At 68.0% G+C, this 18147-nt stretch carries 14 protein-coding genes; 8 read left to right on the top strand and 6 right to left on the bottom strand.

Annotation, left to right across the window (positions count from 1 at the left end; genetic code table 11):
- Window positions 1-2: 2 nt before the first annotated feature.
- The 3 genes from ACSFB7_RS34965 to ACSFB7_RS34955 form a co-directional block, all read right to left on the bottom strand.
- A complete protein-coding gene (locus ACSFB7_RS34965; RefSeq protein WP_435476924.1) occupies window positions 3-5927 on the bottom strand; it encodes a DUF3320 domain-containing protein in 5925 nt (1974 codons plus the stop codon).
- A 102-nt stretch (window positions 5928-6029) separates the two neighbouring features.
- Window positions 6030-6782, bottom strand: a complete 753-nt coding sequence (locus ACSFB7_RS34960; protein WP_435476923.1) for a sulfite exporter TauE/SafE family protein — start codon at window positions 6780-6782, stop codon at window positions 6030-6032.
- Between the two features lie 40 nt (window positions 6783-6822).
- Window positions 6823-8073, bottom strand: coding sequence for an MFS transporter (locus ACSFB7_RS34955; protein ID WP_435476922.1), 1251 nt, complete (start codon window positions 8071-8073; stop codon window positions 6823-6825).
- 89 nt (window positions 8074-8162) lie between these two features.
- On the opposite strand from ACSFB7_RS34955, the gene ACSFB7_RS34950 reads away from it, so the two are divergent.
- The 4 genes from ACSFB7_RS34950 to ACSFB7_RS34935 all read left to right on the top strand — a co-directional run bounded on the left by ACSFB7_RS34950 (window position 8163) and on the right by ACSFB7_RS34935 (window position 11394).
- Window positions 8163-9053 (top strand): AraC family transcriptional regulator, encoded by an 891-nt coding sequence (locus ACSFB7_RS34950; protein WP_435476921.1) that lies wholly within the window; start codon window positions 8163-8165, stop codon window positions 9051-9053.
- Window positions 9054-9132: 79 nt separating this feature from the next.
- Window positions 9133-9819 (top strand): phosphatase PAP2 family protein, encoded by a 687-nt coding sequence (locus tag ACSFB7_RS34945; RefSeq protein WP_435476920.1) that lies wholly within the window; start codon window positions 9133-9135, stop codon window positions 9817-9819.
- Between the two features lie 115 nt (window positions 9820-9934).
- Window positions 9935-10189 (top strand): acyl carrier protein, encoded by a 255-nt coding sequence (locus ACSFB7_RS34940; protein WP_435476919.1) that lies wholly within the window; start codon window positions 9935-9937, stop codon window positions 10187-10189.
- The gene (locus tag ACSFB7_RS34935; protein ID WP_435476918.1) at window positions 10186-11394 is read left to right on the top strand and encodes a beta-ketoacyl-[acyl-carrier-protein] synthase family protein; all 1209 of its coding nucleotides are present in this window, start codon (window positions 10186-10188) and stop codon (window positions 11392-11394) included. Before ACSFB7_RS34940 ends, ACSFB7_RS34935 begins: the two co-directional genes overlap by 4 nt.
- Window positions 11395-11406: 12 nt before the next feature.
- On the opposite strand, the gene ACSFB7_RS34930 is transcribed toward ACSFB7_RS34935, so the two are convergent.
- A complete protein-coding gene (locus ACSFB7_RS34930) occupies window positions 11407-12309 on the bottom strand; it encodes a LysR substrate-binding domain-containing protein (RefSeq protein ID WP_435476972.1) in 903 nt (300 codons plus the stop codon).
- A 155-nt stretch (window positions 12310-12464) separates the two neighbouring features.
- Here ACSFB7_RS34930 and ACSFB7_RS34925 point away from each other — a divergent pair, with 155 nt between their 5' ends.
- From ACSFB7_RS34925 to ACSFB7_RS34910, 4 genes are all read left to right on the top strand, one after another.
- A complete protein-coding gene (locus ACSFB7_RS34925) occupies window positions 12465-13820 on the top strand; it encodes a M20/M25/M40 family metallo-hydrolase (protein WP_435476917.1) in 1356 nt (451 codons plus the stop codon).
- Window positions 13821-13904: 84 nt separating this feature from the next.
- Window positions 13905-14363 (top strand): DUF2501 domain-containing protein, encoded by a 459-nt coding sequence (locus ACSFB7_RS34920; protein WP_435476916.1) that lies wholly within the window; start codon window positions 13905-13907, stop codon window positions 14361-14363.
- Between the two features lie 114 nt (window positions 14364-14477).
- Window positions 14478-16205 carry a SulP family inorganic anion transporter gene (locus tag ACSFB7_RS34915; protein WP_435476915.1) on the top strand — a complete coding sequence of 576 codons (1728 nt, stop codon included), beginning with the start codon at window positions 14478-14480 and terminating at the stop codon, window positions 16203-16205.
- Between the two features lie 11 nt (window positions 16206-16216).
- Complete coding sequence (locus ACSFB7_RS34910) at window positions 16217-17101, top strand: LysR substrate-binding domain-containing protein (RefSeq protein ID WP_435476914.1); 885 nt, start codon at window positions 16217-16219, stop codon at window positions 17099-17101.
- Between the two features lie 32 nt (window positions 17102-17133).
- Here the strand turns inward: ACSFB7_RS34910 and ACSFB7_RS34905 are convergent, their stop codons facing one another.
- Complete coding sequence (locus ACSFB7_RS34905) at window positions 17134-17709, bottom strand: DUF3299 domain-containing protein (RefSeq protein ID WP_435476913.1); 576 nt, start codon at window positions 17707-17709, stop codon at window positions 17134-17136.
- A gap of 24 nt (window positions 17710-17733) precedes the next feature.
- Window positions 17734-18141, bottom strand: coding sequence for an alternative ribosome rescue aminoacyl-tRNA hydrolase ArfB (gene arfB / locus ACSFB7_RS34900; RefSeq protein ID WP_124462077.1), 408 nt, complete (start codon window positions 18139-18141; stop codon window positions 17734-17736).
- Window positions 18142-18147 lie beyond the last annotated feature (6 nt).

Below are 18147 nucleotides of genomic sequence, written 5' to 3'. Positions count from 1 at the left end.
CCTCAGGCCCCCTGGTAGAGGCGCAACGCACCCGACGCCTCGCTCACCCGTTTCGCCGCAACCAGTGCTTCCACCGCGTCCATGACGCGGCGCTCCGCATCCGCCGGCGTGCGCGACATGCCCAACAGGCGGCACACGGCCCTGGCGGTGTCCGAGCGCGCGGGCGTTCCCGCTTCACGCACGACGTGGAGCACCAGCGCGGCCACCTCCTCCATGCAGACCTCGGTGACATGCCGCTTGGAGCCGTCCGTGGCATCGGCGATGCGGAACGCATCCCAGGCGACCGGTTCGGCGTGGGCGGGCCAGTAGAAGGTTTCGTGGGCTTCGGTCGTACGCGGCAACGCGTGCGGCACCAGTGCCTTGAGCCGATCGACGATCCGGGGCTCGGTGCGCTCGAGCCCCCAGGCGCGCGCCACGCGCTTGAAGAGCGTCGACTCCGGCAACGGGCCCTCCGTGTCGATCACGAACTGAAGCTGCTCGGAGAGCCGTTGCGCCGACAAGGCACCATAGAAGGCGACCGGGTCGCCCGCCGCAACGATCGCGGGCGTGTAGATGCGACGGCCTGCGTCATGTTGTGCACCGGCGGCGGATTTGACGACCGATCCCATCGCCGCCGTGGGCTGCGCCTCCGGTTCCGGTTCCGGCTCCAGCGGCTCAGTACCGGACACGACGACCGGCTCGGCAGCATCGTCATCGCCACCGACTTCCTCTTCGACCAGCGCCTGAAGCAGCAGCGAGAGCTTCTGAACCTCCGCCTCGATGTTCATCCACCAGTCCGTCGACCAGATGCGGTGAATCCGCCAGCCGAGTCCTTCGAGCACCAGTTGCCTGAGCCGGTCGCGGTCGCGCGCGGTGGCGCCCGAGTGATAGGCCCTGCCATCGCATTCGATGCCGACCAGATAGCGGCCGGGCGCGCGCGGGTCCACCACGGCCATGTCGATGCGATAGCCCGAGCAGCCGACCTGGGGATGCACCGTCCAGCCCATGTCGCGCAGGGCCTTGATGACCGCGATCTCGAACGGGCTCTCCGGGTCCATGCCCGTCGGCACGCTCTGCTCGGCCAGCGCTCTCGCGCCGCGAATGGCGAACTCCAGGTAGTGCTTCAGATCGCGCACACCCGCGGCGCGCACCCGCGCCAGATCGATCTGCTCGGGCATCAGCGTGCTGTAGATGACCACGGCTTCCCGTGCACGGGAAATGGCGACGTTCAACCGGCGATGGCCACCTTCGCCGTTGAGCGGCCCGAAGTTCATCGTCGTCTTGCCGGCGGCGTCGGGCCCGTAGGTGATCGAGAAGAAGATGACGTCGCGTTCATCGCCCTGCACGTTCTCCAGGTTCTTGACGAACAGCTTCTCGCCCGTTTGCGCCGCGATGGCGCGGTCCAGGTCCGGATTGGCACGGCGGCGCGCATCCAGCAAGGTGTCGATGAGCGCCTGCTGGGTCTGGTTGAAGGTGACCACGCCCAGGGTCTGGTCGCGCTTCTTCGGATTCAGGAAATGCGCCTCGATGCCTTCGACGATGGCTTCGGCCTCGGCGCGGTTCGTCCTGCTGCCGCCGCGGTCATACACACCCGCAACGCGCTGGAACCGGACGGCGACGTCGTCGGTCACCGGCGAAGGGAAGGTGACGAGCGAGTCGTCGTAGTAGGTGTGGTTGCTGAAGGTGATGAGGCTTTCATGGCGGCTGCGGTAGTGCCACTTGAGGCTGAGCTTGTTCATGCCCGCGCCAAGGCATTCGTCCAGGATGCTTTCCAGGTCTTCGACGCGCTCGTCGTCACCCGTGGCCTCGTCGCTGTCGGATGACTTGTTGAAGAAGTTGGTGGGCGGCAGTTGCTTGGGGTCGCCGACCACCACGAGCTGCTTGCCGCGCGCGATCACGCCGATCGCATCCCACACGGGGATCTGGGACGCTTCGTCGAAGATGACCAGGTCGAACTGGGAGAAGCCGGCGTCCAGGTACTGCGACACCGACAGAGGCGACATCAGCAGGCACGGCTTCAGCCTGGGCAGCAGCGTGGGCATGGCCTGCACGAGCTGGCGCACGGGCATGTGCGCCCGCTGCTTCTGGCGCTCGCGCAGGAGGCGGCCCATTTCCGGACTGGCCTTGGCCTCGACGCCCGCTGCGGACGGGATTTTCCCGGCCAGGGTCGCGGCGAGGTAACGCTCCGTGAGCTTCTGGAAATTGGCATCCGCGACCCTGAACTCGCCGATCTTTCGTTCGTGATCGGCGCTGGCGAAGTTGCGAAGAATCGGGTCGACGTCGATGGCCTTCTTGGCCCACCAGTTTCGATAACTGAACTCGAAGTGCTGCGCCACATCGCCCAGCCCGACAAGGCCGCGTTCGAGGTCGGACACCAGGCCCTGCAACCCCAGCGCGATGGCTTGCTCGCGTGCATTGCGCCACAGGCACCACGGCTGCAGACGCTGCCTGGCCGATTGCCAGCCGGCCACGACGCCCTGGATGCGTTCGAGCGCGCCGTCTGCCTGACTGGGCCCGGCGATGGGCGCCACCGGCTTCGCGGTGTCGTTCAGCGTGTCGAGTTTCTGGCGCATGTCGCGCAGCGCGCTTCTGAAATCGAGCAGGGCTTGCCCGACCTTCGCGCCGGGCTCCAGCGCGGCGCGGTTCTCGGCGACGAGGGGCGACAGGGCGGCTCTCAGCGCTTGCGCGCGTTGCTCGTCCCCGGCCGCGACCCGGGACACCGCCTGCGCGAACTGTCCGGCCCATTCTTCATGGGACGCCAACGACTGCCAATCCGTATGGATGCCGTCGTAGGCGCCGTCGAGCAGCGCCTGCGCATCCGCATGCATCGACCGTAGCACCAGGTCTTCCTCGTTCAGCTCGACCAGTGGCTGCAGCATCGCGTCGACCTGCGCGGCCTGCGGCCGCTTCATGTCTTCACGGAAGGCCGCCAGCTTCGCGGTGACTGCGCGCTTGCCCAGCAGCGCCTTCAGCCACCAGGAGGCCTTCGCGGCAGACCAGCTCGCGAGCAGCTCGGCACCGTTGAGCTTGGCGAGTTGCGGCGTCCAGCCGGAACCGACGCCCGCCCAATGCCTGGCACGGGCCGCGCCGTGCTTCACCAGTGCCTGGACACGCGCACGCGCCGAAGGGTCGTGTGCTTGCCGGGCGAGGCTTGCGGGAACCTCGGGGGCCGCGAGCAAGGTGTCGGCCAGCGCATCCAGGTTGGCGTAACCATCCATGCTCAAGCCCGCGAGCCCCTGGCCCACGACCGATTCAAGCGCCTGGGCTTTGGCATGCAGCACCGTGGTCACGCGGGCCAGTTCCTGGCATGCGGCCAGCAGATCGTCGCCCCAGGTCGGGCGCCATTGCGTCATGCCGATGAGGCTGAGCGGATGTCCGTTCAGCCCGCCGATGGAACCGGCCAGCGCGGCCATGCTGCGTGAGCTTTCCCGCAGCCGGTCGAGTTCGTCGCGCTGGTGCGTGAGCGCATCGGCCCAGGGCATCGCCGAAGGCTCCTTGCCGGTGTGGCCCAGGCAGGCGCCGATCGCGTCGAAAACCGTCAGGCCGTTGGGGTAGCTGCGGTGCAGGGCATCGACGAGGCCATTGAGGTCCTGGCGCAATTGCGCAAGACGCTCCGCCTCCCGGGACCAGTCGTCGGTCGTGCGCTGGCCGGCCATGTCCAGCGCGCTTCCCAGTTGCTGCAGCACCTCGGCCTTTTTCGACTTCGAGGAATGCAGCTCCAGGCAGAACGGCCCCAGCCCGATGGCGGTGAGCCGCCGGTGAACGACCGACAGCGCGGCCATCTTCTCGGACACGAAGAGAACGGTTTTCCCTTTCCCGAGGCTGTGGGCAATGATGTTCGCGATGGTCTGGCTCTTGCCCGTGCCAGGTGGTCCTTCCAGCACGAGGTCGCGCCCGGTATCGACCGCGCAGATGGCCTTCAGCTGGGAGGAGTCCGAGAGCAGCGGCGCCAGGATGTCCTGCGGCTTGTAGAGCTGGTCCAGCCGCTCGAACTCACCCGCTTCGCCGTCGCGCACGAACGGCTGGCCCGGGTTGTCGATGAGATGCCTCACCACGCGATTGGCCCTGAGCTGGTCCGTGCGGTCCTGCAGGTCCTTCCACATCAGGTACTTGGTGAAGGAAAAGAGGCCCAGGTGCGCTTCTTCGCGGACCTCCCACTTCCTGATTTCGGCCACGGCAAGGCGGAAGGCCTGCAGCACGCGGTTGACGTCGATGCCCTTCTCGTCGACGGGCAGGGTGTCGAGCCCCGCAATCCGCAACTCGAAGTTCGACTTGAGGAACTGGAGCAGCGTCGGATTGACGATGGCTTCGTCGTCGTGCCGGGTCAGCCTGAAACCCGAGCGCACGGACTGGCGCTGCAAGGTGACGGGCACCAGCAGGATGGGCGCGACGTTCTTGCGCTCGGACTTCTCGTCCTCGGTCCATTGCAGCAGGCCGATGGCCAGGTAGAGGGTGTTGGCGCCGCCTTCTTCCAGGCCCGTTCGCGCCGCGGTATGGATGGCCAGGAGGCGGCCGTCCAGTTCTTCCTGAGCGACCTTCGCCAGCAGGTCGCGATTCGACAGCGCTTCGAGCGCCATGTCGTCCAGCGGCGTGCGGCCGTTGCGGTCGGCATGCACCTGCGCCATGCGCGGGTCCGCGCCTTCCATGATGGACGGCAGCGCCCGGACCTTGAAGTCCTTGCCTTCGGACAGGACGTCTTCCAGCCGCGCGAGGTCGGGGGCCACGAATTGCAGCGTCGTCTTCGTCGCCTTGAAATTCAGCAGCTTGTTTCGCAGCGTCAGGTCCAGCAGCCGCGACTTCCACTTCGACAGGCGGCCTTCGGGTGTGTCGGCGTGGCTCAGGTCCTGGGCCGCCAATGCGCCGACATCCAGCTCGGGCATGGGAGGCATCGACTCGATGCCGGCAGGCACTTCCTGCGGATCGCCATCCGCCAACTTTGGTGATGCAGCCTTCGAAGGCAGCGGCCGGATCTGCACTTCGCGGGCACGATGAATGTCGACCGCGTAGCGAAACGCTGCCTCTTCGAGAAGGAGCGCATTGCCCTGTTCCATCGCGATGCGAAGCGTCGGACGATGGCTCGCGTGCAGCGCCACGCCGGTGGTTTCGAACACGAGCAATTCGCCGCTGTCGACCCGCTTGCGTATGGCCTGCACGTCGTCGGTCAGCGGGTCCGGAAAACTCGCGGGATGAAGCCACACACCCACCCAGGCGTGGCCTTCCTTGAAGAGCACCACGGCACGCAAGCCGGCCTGCTCGAAACAGGAGGCAAAGAGCATCGCGAGGTCGAGGCAGGTCGCCACGCTCGTGTCGAGGATGCGGTCGGGCGTGCGGATCTTCTGGCCGTCGGTGCCGAAGGATGCGGGCGGCTCCGCGTAATGCAGGCCCGTGGCGCTGATGGTGCTGTAGATGGCGGATATCTGCTTCCAGACAACGTCACGGCTCCTGGACTGGTAGCCGTCCATCGAGAGTTCGTGGTGGGCGGCTCTGAGAAGGCCCGCGGCCTTGCCGACCAGCACGTCGACGGCCGGGTTGTTCGGCATGCAGAACGCGGCCAGGAGTTCGGGAAGAGCGCGGGTGCCGGCCCATTGGTCATAGGCGAGCACCTGCACCGGGTGATCTGCGCGCGCGACTTCCAGGTCGCCGGCGTGCGCGGTGATCGCGATCGATGCCGTCAGGGCCTCCTGGAGTTCGGCCAGGTACGCGTGGTCCGGCCGCAGGTCGAGCGGAGAAATGCGCCGTGATTCGCCGGGCCCCAGACGGTCGAAGCGCAGCTTGACGCCTTCCGCAAAGCGGGGATTGCACGCCACCAGAACCTCGATGTTTTCCAGTGCCTCGGCACCGGTGTTCGTCAGGCGCAGCGAGCGGATGACCGGCACGGCGTTCTGAATGGAGGCGTAGCCGAGCGTCGCATCGGCCTCGACTTCGATGCGCATGGGCTGGAGGGACATGGCGGGTTCCGGCGTTGCAGCCGTGTCCATCTCCGAAGACTCGGCGCTGTCCTGCGCATTCATAGGCGACTCCCTCGTTGTTGTTGAAGCAAGGCAATTTCTTCAGATGCGCTGCAGCATCGCCGGCACCGCCGACGCCAGCATGGCCACGCCCGAAGCGGTCAGCAGGCCCAGCACCAGCTTGCGAAATGCCGCCTCGCTGATGCCCACATAAAGCCGCGCGCCGAGCAGCACCGGCACTGCGACGGCCAATGCCACCACCGCCAGCAGCGGCACGGTCGAGCGCCCGATGCTGCCGCTCGCGAGATGGATCGCAAACGCCACCATCAGCATCGAGAGATTGAAGTTCTGGATCACCGCGCGCTGCGTGTCGCGCTGAAAGCCGCGCAGCGTGCACCAGAGCGTGGGAATGGTCCCCGAGAAGCCGCCGATGCCGGCCATCGCACCGCCGATGGCGCCGGCCACGCCGTCCGCCACGCGGCCACCGAAGGCGATCTTCGGCAGGTGCTGCGACATCAGCATCGCCGGGCACCACAGCACCAGCAGCACGCCGAGGCACAGCTTGAAGACCACGAGGTCGAGGTGCGGCAGCAGCCACACACCGAAAGGCACGCCGACCAATCCGCCGAGCACGAAGGGCCAGAGGATGCGTTTGTCGAAAGAGCGGCGCACGGTGATGGCGGCAATCACCTGACCGGTGAGCGCGCCGAACAGCGCCAGCAGCGCGGCCAGTTGCGGCTCCAGTGTCCAGGCCCAGACCGACATCGCGACCAACCCGAATGCAAAACCCGACAGGCCCTGCACAAAACCCGCCAGCACGGCGCCAGCGATCACAGACACATACAAGGCTTGCATGCGGCCGATGATATCGGCCGCCCCGCAACGGCGAGCGCTGTCAGGCCGAGGCTGGCACCAGCGCCGTGCGGCGCACGCGGCGCACGTTGAAGGCGCTGGCGATCAGCACGCCCTGCACCAGCGCCAGGCCGACGATCACGCTCGTGTATTGGCCCGCGTCCATCAGGCGGCCGAACACCAGCGGTGCCAGGGCCTGCCCGATGTCGAGCCCCGCATACACCACGCCGTACACGCGGCCGGTGGCATTGGGCGGTGTCGATTTCTTCACCAGCAAGTCACGCGACGGCCCGGCGATGCCCGAGACGAAACCCATCGCGCCGAACAGCACCGGCACCATGAGCGGCGGGAACTCGGCAAAGGCCAGGATCAACGCCAGCATGGCCGCGATGCCGAAGCCCGCGCCCACGATGCGCTCGCAGCGCGACGGGTCCGACGCGAGGAAGCCACCGACCACCATGCCCACGGCGCTCGCCACCATGTAGACCGTGAGGCACACCGCCACCAGCGCCACCGGCACCGCATGCAGATGGCCCGCGGCCGCAGGCGCGAAGGTCTGCACCACGCTGATCACCGCGGCATAGAAGAAGAAGAAACCGAAGCACATCCACACGGCCGGGATGCGCAGAAAGTCGAACTCGCCGCCGGCCGGCGCGTGCTCGCCCTGCCCCGTGGCCTTGTGCACGGCCGCTGCATCCAGCGACAGCACGCTGCGGTAGACCCACAGGATCAGCAGCACCACGATGGCCACCGCGCCCGCCGAGGCCAGCGCCACGCGCCACGAAAAGGCAATGGCGATCGGCACCACGAAGGCCGGCGCCAGCGCCCAGCCCAGGCTGCCGGTGATGCCGTGCACGCTGTAGGCATGGCCCAGCCGCGTGGGCGCGACCTTGCGGTTGAACAGCGTGTAGTCGACCGGGTGGAACACGCCGTTGCCGATGCCGCCGACCACCGCGCACAGCAGCAGCATCCAGTAGCTTTGCGCCATCGCATAGCCAAAGGCGGCCAGCCCCAGCGCGCCGAGCCCGACGAACAGCACCGGGCGCGGGCCCAGCTTGTCGACGATGAAGCCCGAGGCCGCCTGCACGATGCACGACACCACGAAGAACACCGTGAGCACCGCGCCCAGCTCGGTGTAGCTCACGTTGAATGCGTCCTTGAGCCACGGGAACAGCGGCGCCAGGATGAGCTGGCTGAAATGGCTGACCGCGTGGGCCAGGCCGACCAGCCCGATCAGCTTGGCGTCGGTGCGCAAGGTGGTGGCGGGAAGAGCGGTCGAGGAAGTGGAGGACATGGATTGCTACAAAAAACCGGGGCGGGCTCTGATGCTATGCGGCGCCGACGCGGCAGAATGGCGATACAGCGACAACATTTGTCGAAACCATGCCAAGCGCCGCCTTCCCCACGTCCCCGTACTCCGAGAACGCCGCACCCGCCAAGCCGCGTGGGGCGGCGAGCGCGCCCGCGAACAGCGTCGGCCCGCTCACGCCGCACCTGTACGCACCCGACGCGGTGCGGCCCTTGCGCGCCAAGGAACACTTCCTGAGCGCCGACACGCTGGTCGAGCTGCATGAGCATCCGTGGCCGCAGCTCACCTTCTCGACACGTGGCGTGATCCGGCTCAGCACGCAGGACGGCAGCTACATCGTGCCGCCCTCGCGTGCGCTCTGGGTGCCGGCCAACATGCCGCACAGCATCACGCTGATCGAAGACGCGGAACTGCGCACCGTGTACCTGCACGCCTGGCTCGCGCCCACCTGGGAAAAGTGCGAGGTGCTGGAGATCAGCCCGCTGCTGCGCGCGCTGATGCTGGCACTCGACACCACGCCCGACGGCCTGCCGCCGGCCGATCCGCAGGCGCCGCAGCGCGAACGCATGATCGCGCCGCTGCTGGTGGACGAAGTGGAGCGCGCCACGCAGATCCGCATCGACGTGCCGCTGCCCACCGACAAGCGCCTGCGCCAGCTCTGCGAAACCCTGCTGCGCAACCCCGCCGACCGCGCCACGCTGGCCGAGCGCGCCGCCACCATCGGCGCCAGCGAGCGCACGGTGGCGCGGCTGTTCCGCGACCAGCTCGGCATGAGCTGGCAGCAATGGCGCCAGCAGGCCGTGATGGCGCATGCGCTGCCGTTGCTGGCGCGCGGCATGGCGGTGAGCCAGGTGGCGGCCGCCAGCGGCTATGCCACCGACAGCGCCTTCTGCGCGATGTTCAAGGCCGCCACCGGCCGCTCGCCGACTTCGTTCCAGCACCGAAAGCGCCCCGCCGCCACATGAGGTCGCAAGGGCTGCCGTTCACGGCGCTCTGGCAAGATCGGCGACCGACGACACCATGCACTCACCGATCCCCCTGCACATGGCGCCTTCCCCTGGGCCGCGAACGTGGCCCGCCGACATCGGCCTGCGCATCCGCCGCCATTTCCTGCTGAAGGCGGTCGGCACCACGGTCTTTACCTGGCTGTTCTTCATCGGTTATTTCCACCTGCTGCGCAACCCGGCCTTTCCGGTCACGGTGATGCCGCTGACGGCGCTGGACCACCTGATTCCGTTCCAGCCCTACACGCTGGTCGCCTACCTGTCGCTCTGGGTGTACGTCGGCATCGCGCCGGGGCTGCTGCTCGGGTTTCGCGAGCTGGTGGTGTATGGGCTGTGGATCGGCGCGCTGTGCCTGACCGGCCTCGGCCTCTTTTACTTCTGGCCGACCCAGATACCCCCTTTGGCCATCGACGTCTCGGGCTTTCCCGGTTTCGCGATGCTGCAAGGGGTGGACGCGGCGGGCAATGCCTGCCCCTCGATGCATGTGGCCGTGGCGATCTTCACCGCCATCCGCCTGGGGCAGGTGCTGCGCGAAGCCCGCACGCCGGCCCTGCTGCGGATGCTGAACTGGGCCTGGTTTGCCGCCATCGCCTATTCGACGCTGGCGGTCAAGCAGCATGTGGTGCTGGACGTGCTGGCCGGCGCCCTGCTCGGTATGGCGTTCGCAATACCCTCGCTGCGGTGGCGGCCCCACAGGCGTTTTCGCGGGGATGCCCCTGCCAATTGAGCGGATATCATCGGTCATCACTGACCACAGGCCGAAGAGGAAGGGATCGATCCATGGCATACCCGGTATGGGTGGCAATCGACCGGCGGCAGCACATGACGACAGGCATCGCACGATGAGTTCGCTGAAGGAATTGCAGGACCTGATCCAAGAGAAGTACGGCATCGAACCGTCGAAGCTCGATCCCCACGCTTCGATGCGCGAAACCGGCGGGCTCGATTCGCTGGCCCTTGCCGAATTCCTCTTTGCCATCGAAGACCACTTCGGCATCACCATGCCCGACGAAGACGCGAACATCGACACGCTATCCGACCTTGCGGCGCTGGTCGACAAGGTCGTTGCCGCGAAGGCGGCAAAGAAAGCCGCGTGAACCACGAAGTTGCCGTCACCGGGCTGGGCGTCATGGCGCCGCACGGCGACGAGCCCGGCGCATTGTTCGAGGCCCTGTTGCAGGGCCGCTCGGCCATCCAGCCCGTCTTTCCCGAATTGCCCAAGCCGGCCGCCGCGGCCACGGTCGCATTCGATGAAACGCGCTGGTTCACCAAGCTGCAGCTCGCGGGCGTCGACCGCGTCAGCCAGCTCGCGGTGGCCGCCGCCGACCTGGCGATGCGCGACGCGGGCATCCAGACCGGTGATGCCGACCCCGAGCGCATCGGCGTCTTTGCCGGCTGCGGCATGGGCGGTGCCGCCGCGCTCGAAGCGGCCTATCGCGGCAACGGCCGTGTGTCGCCGCTCACCATTCCCGCCTTCATGCCGAACGCGCCTGCCGCCCATGTGGCGATGCGCCAGGGCGTGCAAGGCCCGGTGCTCACCTATTCCGTCGCCTGCGCCTCGTCGTCGGCCGCCATTGCCGAAGCGGCCAAGGCGGTGCAGCGCGGTGAAGTCGACATCGCCATCGCCGGCGGGAGCGAAGCGCTGATCGTGCCGGGCGTGGTGCTGGCGTGGCAGGCGATGCAGACGCTGGCCACCTTCCAGCCGGGCGAAGCGACCAGCGCGGTGCGCCCGTTTGCCACCGACCGCAGCGGCTTCGTGCTCGGCGAAGGCGCCGCCTTCCTGGTGCTCGAATCCGCCGAACGCGCACGCCGCCGCGGCGCCCGCAGCTACGCCACGCTGGCCGGCTGGGGACTGAGCAGCGACGCCACCCATCTGACCAAGCCCGACGCCCCGGGACAGGCACGCGCCCTGCGCACCGCCCTGCGCCAGGCCGGCCTGCAGCCGCGCGACGTGGGTTATTGCAACGCGCACGGCACGGCCACGCGCATCGGCGACGTGGTCGAGTGCAATGCGCTGGCGGATGTGTGGGGCAATGACCTCGACGCACTGCGCGTCAGCTCCACCAAGGCACTGCACGGCCACATGCTGGGCGCGGCGGGCGCGCTCGAAGCGCTCATCACCGTGCTCGCGCTGCACAACCGGCAACTGCCGCCCAATGCGAACTGCAACGAGATCGATCCGGCCTGCGGTCTGCACCTTGTGACGCAGGGCGACACGGCCGCGCCAGCACTCGAAGCCGCCATCAGCAATTCATTCGCCTTCGGCGGCACGAACTCGGTGCTGCTCTTTCGCCGCGCCTGACGCGCGCGCAGGCTACGCGGGCCTGGCCTGCGGCGCCGCTGCGCAGAGCCAGGTCACGAAAGCGCTGACCAGCGCGTCGTCCGTCCGGCTCGGCGCCACGAAGACGCTGTAGCCCCGGCTCGACGGCGCCCTGTGCGGGCAGGCCAGCACCAGCTCTCCCGAACGCAATTCGCGCTCGACGAAATACTCGGGCACCAGCCCCACGCCCAGATCCGCGCGCACGGCGGCGACCAGTGACGAGAACAGGTCGAAGCGATGCCCCGCCACCAGATTCCCGGGCGCGCGCGCATGCGCCACCTGGCCGAACCATTCCTCCCACGCGCCCATCCGCGTGCGAAGCTGCAACAACGGCGCGGCACTGAAATCGCCGAGCGCCATCGCGGCCCTACCCTTCGCATGCGGCGAACAGACCGCCACGCAGAACTCGCCCATCAAGGGCCGCGCATTGGCACCGGGCCACACTGCGTCGTCGTACTGCACGCCCACGTCGAAGGACATGTCTTCCATGTACAGGTGCGTCGGAAACACCTGCAGGTGCAGGCTGCAGCCCGGATGCAGCGCGATGAACTGCGGCAACCGCGGGGTGAGCCAGCCCTCGGCCAGCACGGGCACCGCGCCCACCAGCAGGCGCAGGCCGTCGGCGCGCTGGGCCATTGCTTCGAGCGTGTGGTTCTGCAGCCGCAGCAGGTCGCCGGACACCTGGCCGTGGTAGCGCCGGCCGGCCTCGGTCAGTTCGGTGCCGCGCGCGGTGCGCTGCACCAGCCGCACGCCGATCTGCGATTCGAGCAGCCGCAGCTGCTGGCTCACCGCGCTGTGCGTCAGGCACAGCTCTTCCGCCGCCTTGCCGACGCCGTGGTGGCGCGCCACCGCATCGAAGATCAACAATGCGCGGGTGCTTGGAATGTGGCGACGCATGCCGGCCATGGAGTGCTCGCTCGTTAGAAAAACTGACAACGCCGAAGATTAAACCAGAGCAGGCACCTAGCACAGCCGCAAGAATCGCTGACGACGCCGCGTCAGCGGCGCCTGCCTGCCCTCGTTCTTTTTTCTTTCAAGGACATCACCGCACCATGCCCCGCTCCGTGTCTTTCCGCCTCGCCCCGCTCGTCCTCGCCCTGGCGTCTGTCGCCGGCGGTGTCGCCCACGCCCAAAACGCCGCCGTGGCGGCCACGCCCGCGCAGGTTCGGCCCGAAATCGACAAGGCCTACACGCAACTGATGGCCTCGCCGGCCATCCAGAAGCTGCTCGACTCCGTCAAGGACGACCACGCGCGCTCGGTCGAAGACCTGAAGATGCTCACCGAGATCGAGGCACCGCCCTTCAAGGAGCAAAAGCGCGCCGAAGCCTTCCTCGCACGCATGAAGGCGCTGGGCCTGGCCGACGCGAAGATCGATTCCGAAGGCAATGTGGTCGGCCTGCGCAAGGGCACGGGCAACGGGCCCAAGCTGCTGATCTCGGCCCACCTCGACACCGTGTTCCCGGCAGGCACCGACGTGAAGGTCAAGGAGCGTGACGGCAAGCTCTATGCGCCCGGCATCTCGGACGACACGCGTGGGCTGTCGGTGCTGCTCTCGTGGATCAAGGTGCTCAACGACAACAAGATCCAGACCGTGGGCGACCTGCTGATCGTGGGCAACGTGGGCGAAGAAGAACTGGGCAACCTGCGCGGCATCAAGGCGGTCTTTCGGGACAACCTCGACATCGACGGCATGGTCGGGCTGGAGCCCGCGCCCGAAGGCACGGTGCTCATGCTGGGCACCGGCAGCCACCGCTACGAGGTGAACTTCAAGGGCCCGGGCGGCCACAGCTTCGGCGCCTTCGGCCAGGTGCCGAGCGCCATTCATGGCATGGGCCGCGCCATCGCCAAGATTGCGGAGATCCGCACACCGAGCTTCCCCAAGACCACCTTCACCGTCGGCACCGTGGGCGGCGGCACGTCGGTCAACACCATCGCGCCCGATGCGCGCATGGCCGTGGACATCCGCTCGGACGAAATGGCGCCGCTGCTGGAAACCGAAAAGAAGATCCTCGCGGCCATCGACGAAGCCGTGGTCGAGGAGAACAAGCGCTGGAACGTGAACACGCTGAGCGTGAGCACCAAGCTGATCGGCGACCGTCCGGGCGGTCGCACGCAGTCCGACACGGTGATCGTCGAGGCGGCCACGCGCTCGAACGCCGCCTTCGGCCACAAGACGCTGCTGACGGGCGCGAGCACCGACGCCAACGTGCCGATGTCGCTGGGCATCCCGGCCATCATCATCGGCGGCGGCGGCAAGACCGGCGGCTTTCATGCGCTGAGCGAGTGGATCGACGTGACCGACGGCTGGAAGGGTGCGCAGAACTCGCTGGTGACGGTGCTCGGTCTCGTCGGCGTGCAGGGCACGAGCACACCGCTGCTCGAAAAGCGCCCGCCCCGCACGAAGTAAGCGGGTACGACCGCAGGCGCGGCGCGGGGACTCTCCGGTATGCTGGTGGCCGCTTTCCACCATGCATACCGACAGGAGGCCACCATGCACGCTCGCTCCACCCTCATCGCCCTGGCACTGCTCGCAGCGGGCGCCTCGGCGCAAGCCAACAACCTGCTCGACCAGCTGAAGGAAAAAGCCGGCGAAGCAGCCAGCGCCAACACGCAAGGCGGCGGCGGTGCCGGTGGCTCGGCGCTCGGCAACCTGGGCAGCAACCTCGGCTTCAAGATGCCCGCCATCGGCTCCAGCACCATGGGCAACGCAGCCGGCGTGCTGCAGTACTGCGTGAAGAACAACTACCTGGGCGGCGACGCGGCCTCGGTCAAGGACAAGCTGCTCGCCAAGATCACCGGCCAGAAGCCGCAGGAGACCGGCTTTGCCAGCGGCGCCAAGGGCCTGCTCAAGGGCGGCGACGGCCAGACGCTCAACTTCAAGGTGCTGTCGTCGAAGCTCAAGACCAAGGCCTGCGACTACGTGCTCAAGAACGCGACTTCGCTGATCTAGCCCCGGCTTCGGCCACGCCCTTTTTTTCTTCAGACCTCCGTGCGCCCGGGCGTGGCGCACCGCGTGCACTAGACCTCGCCCCCGGTCTCGATATCGCGCACCAGCATTTCCTTCATGAATCCGGCTACCACCTCCCCTTCCCTGCGCCAGCGCCTCTCCCGCTGGGTTCCCTGCCTCGCCTGGCCCCGCCCGTCCGCCGCGCTGTTGCGCAACGAGGCGATGGCCGGCATCACGGTGGCGCTGATGGTCATCCCGCAGGGCGTGGCATACGCCGCGCTGGCCGGCATGCCGCTGGTGACGGGCGTGTACGCGGCGCTGTTCCCGGCGCTGATCGCGGTGATGTTCAGTTCGTCGCAGCGGCTGTCGGTGGGGCCCACGGCGCTCACCAGCCTGCTCGTCGGTGCCTCGCTTGCGCCGCTCGCGGTGGCGGGCAGCGCCGAGTGGGTGGCGATGGCGGTGTGGCTCACGCTGATGTCGGGAACGATCCAGATCGTGCTGGGCGCGGGGCGCTTCGGCTGGCTGCTGCGGCTGGTCAACTCGCCGGTGCTGATCGGCTTCACGCAGGGTGCGGCGGTGCTGATCGCCATTTCGCAACTGCCGGCGCTGCTGGGCTTCACGGGTCGCACCATTCCGCAGGTGCTGCAGGGCGGGCCGCTGCCCGACCTCGTGGCCATCGCCTTCGGGCTCGGCAGCATCGCGGTGCTGTTCCTGGGCAAGCGCATGGTGCCGCGCTTTCCAACCACGATGGCGCTGGTGGCCGGTGCTGCGGCGATCAGCTGGGTCATCGACTACGCGCTGCGCGGCGGTGCGGTGGTGGGCAGCCTGCCTTCGGGCCTGCCCGCGTTCTACTGGCCCGGCCTGCTGCCGCTGGGCACGCTCGGCGCGCTGGTGCTGCCCGCGCTGATGATCACGCTGGTGAGTTTTCTTGAAACCGCATCGAGCGCCAAGGTCGACAACGCGCGTGCCGGCACGCTGTGGAACGAAAACCAGGACCTGATCGGCCAGGGCCTGGCCAAGCTGGCCTCGGGCTTCTCGGGCGCGTTCCCGACCAGCTCGTCGTTCTCGCGCTCGGCGATCACGCTCTATGCGGGCGCGCAGACTGGCTGGGCCACGCTGTTCAGCGTGGTGGTGGTGGCCGGTGCGCTGCTGTGGCTGATGCCGCTGCTGTACCACGTGCCGCAGGCGGTGCTGGCGGCAGTGGTGGTCACGGCCATCCTGGGCCTTGTGAAGCCGGCGAGCTTCAGCGCGCTGTGGCGCATCTCGCGCATCGAGGCGGGCATTGCCTTCGGCACCTTCGTGCTGACCATCGCGACCGCGCCCAGCATCTACTGGGGCGTGCTCGGCGGGCTGCTCGCGAGCCTGGCGCACTACATGTACCGCCACCTGCATCCGCGCATCATCGAAGTGGGCCTGCACCCGGACGGCAGCCTGCGCGACCGCAACCTCTGGAAGCTGCCGCCGCTGGCGCCGCAGCTCTATGCGCTGCGCATGGATGCGGAACTGGACTTCGCCTCGGCCTCCACGCTGGAACGCTCGCTCACCGTCGCGCTGGCCGAGCGGCCCGGGCTGACCGACGTGTGCCTGTTCGCGCAGCCCATCAACCGCATCGACATCACCGGCGCCGAGGTGTTCGGCTCGATCCGGCGAATGATGGAATCCAAAGGCATCCGCCTGCACCTGAGCGGCATGAAGCTGCCCGCGATGCAGGTGCTGGAGCGCGCCGGCCTGCTGGCACCGGGGCCGATGCTCTTCAGCTACCGCACCGACGGCGAAGCGCTCGCGGCGCTCATGCCGCGCATCGACGTACCGGCCGATACGGCGCCCGCGCAAGCCGCAAGCTGAACCCTGCGGCCATGAAGACCACCATCGAAGAACTGGTCGCGTTCCGCACCGTGGTGGACACCGGCTCGATCACCGCCGCGGCCGAGCAGCTCGGGCAAACGGTCTCGGGCATCAGCCGCGCGCTGAGCCGGCTCGAACAGAAACTAGCCACCACCCTGCTTCGCCGCACCACGCGGCGGCTGGAACTCACCGAGGAAGGCGCCACCTTTTTGCAGCGCACGCGCGCCATCCTCGATGCGATCGACGATGCCGAAGAGCAACTGGCCGCGCGCCGCCAGCAGCCCGCCGGGCGCCTGCGGGTGAATGCGGCCTCGCCCTTCATGCTGCACGCCATCGTGCCGCTGATGCCGGAGTTTCGCCGGCTGTATCCGCAGATCAGCCTTGAACTCGACACCGACGACCTGCCCATCGACCTGCTGGAGCGGCGCACCGACATCGCCATCCGCATCGGCCCGCTGCGCGACTCCACGCTGCACGCGCGCCCGCTCGGCACGCACCGGCTGCGCGTGCTGGCCAGCCCCGCTTACCTCGAAGCGCACGGCAAGCCGCGCAAGGTGAGCGAGCTGGCCGACCACGCGCTGCTGGGCTTCACCCAGCCCGAATCGCTGAACCGCTGGCCCTTGCGCGGCGTGCATGGCGACGAATGGCAGATCACGCCGGCGGTGGCCGCATCGAGCGGCGAAACGCTGCGCCAACTGGCGCTGGCCGGTGTCGGCATCGCCTGCCTTGCGGACTTCATGACGAATGCCGACCGCGACAGCGGCGCGCTGGTGCAGATGCTGGCGAAAGACACGCTGGACGTGCGCCAGCCGGTCAATGCCGTGTACTACCGCAACACGCAACTGGCGGCGCGGATCACGTCCTTCCTGGACTTCCTGACGCAGCGCATGACCTGAATGAAGAACAGGGCGCGCGCGGGCGGTGTCAATCAATCGCCGGCCGCGACGAAGCGCTCGACCGAAGCGCCGGTGATCTCGTAGCCGCTCACGCCCATGTCCTCCGAGGCATAGCGCGCCGCCTTCAGCACACCGCTGACCTTGACCGTGTCCATCGCATGAAGGCCCTTGAAGGTCTCGCCCGCGACCACGTGCACGATCTGGTTGGCCGGCGGCGGCGGCGTGTGGATGCAGGCGCCGAAGTAAGGCACCAGCAAAAATTCGCGGATGCCGCCCTGCGTGTTGTCCAGCGGCACCACGAAGCCCGACAGCTTGGCCGCCGTGCCGTCGAGCGCCACGTTGATCGGCGCGTTGTCCCAGACGGCACGCATCTCGTCGAGCATCTGGATCGCGCGCGGGTCGTTGTCGCGCAGCGCTTCAAGGCTGATGTTGCGGTAGCGCTTGGTCGGGTCCCAGCCCTTGGGGATCAGCTCTTCCCACTTCAGCTCCGGGGCGGCGGCGAGGTTCGCGTTCGCCGAGGTCTGCGATGCCGGTCCGCAACCGCTCATGAAGGCGGCCGCCAGCGACAGAAGGAGCACGCCCAGGGCGCGCGGAAAGAAGCCTCTCATGAGGCCGATTGTGCGCGCCGGGTGTCAGTCCCGCACCGGCCCGCGCAGGTTCTTGATCTGCGAACGCTGGCTCTTGCCTTCCAGCCGTCGCTGCTTCGAGCCATAGGTGGGCTTGGTCGCGCGCCGCGCGCGCGGCGGCGTGGCCACGCTGTCGATCACCGCCTGCAGCCGCGCAAAGGCGTCGGCGCGGTTCATCTCCTGCGTGCGGTGCTGCTGGGCCTTGAGCACCAGCACGCCTTCCTGCGTGATGCGGCTGTCGCGCAGGGCAAGCAGCCGCTCCTTCACGTCATCGGGCAGCGAGCTGGCGGGGATGTCGTAGCGCAGGTGCACCGCGCTCGACACCTTGTTGACGTTCTGCCCGCCCGCCCCCTGCGCACGGATGGCGCTGATCTCGACTTCGTCGGGGTTGATCAGGAGAGGCGGTCGGAGCATGCAGGC

Source organism: Variovorax raffinosi, assembly GCF_051216615.1.
In the GTDB taxonomy this organism is placed as follows: Bacteria; Pseudomonadota; Gammaproteobacteria; order Burkholderiales; family Burkholderiaceae_C; genus Variovorax.
Note: the sequence above shows the minus strand (reverse complement) of the source record. Positions and strands in the feature narration are given on the sequence as shown.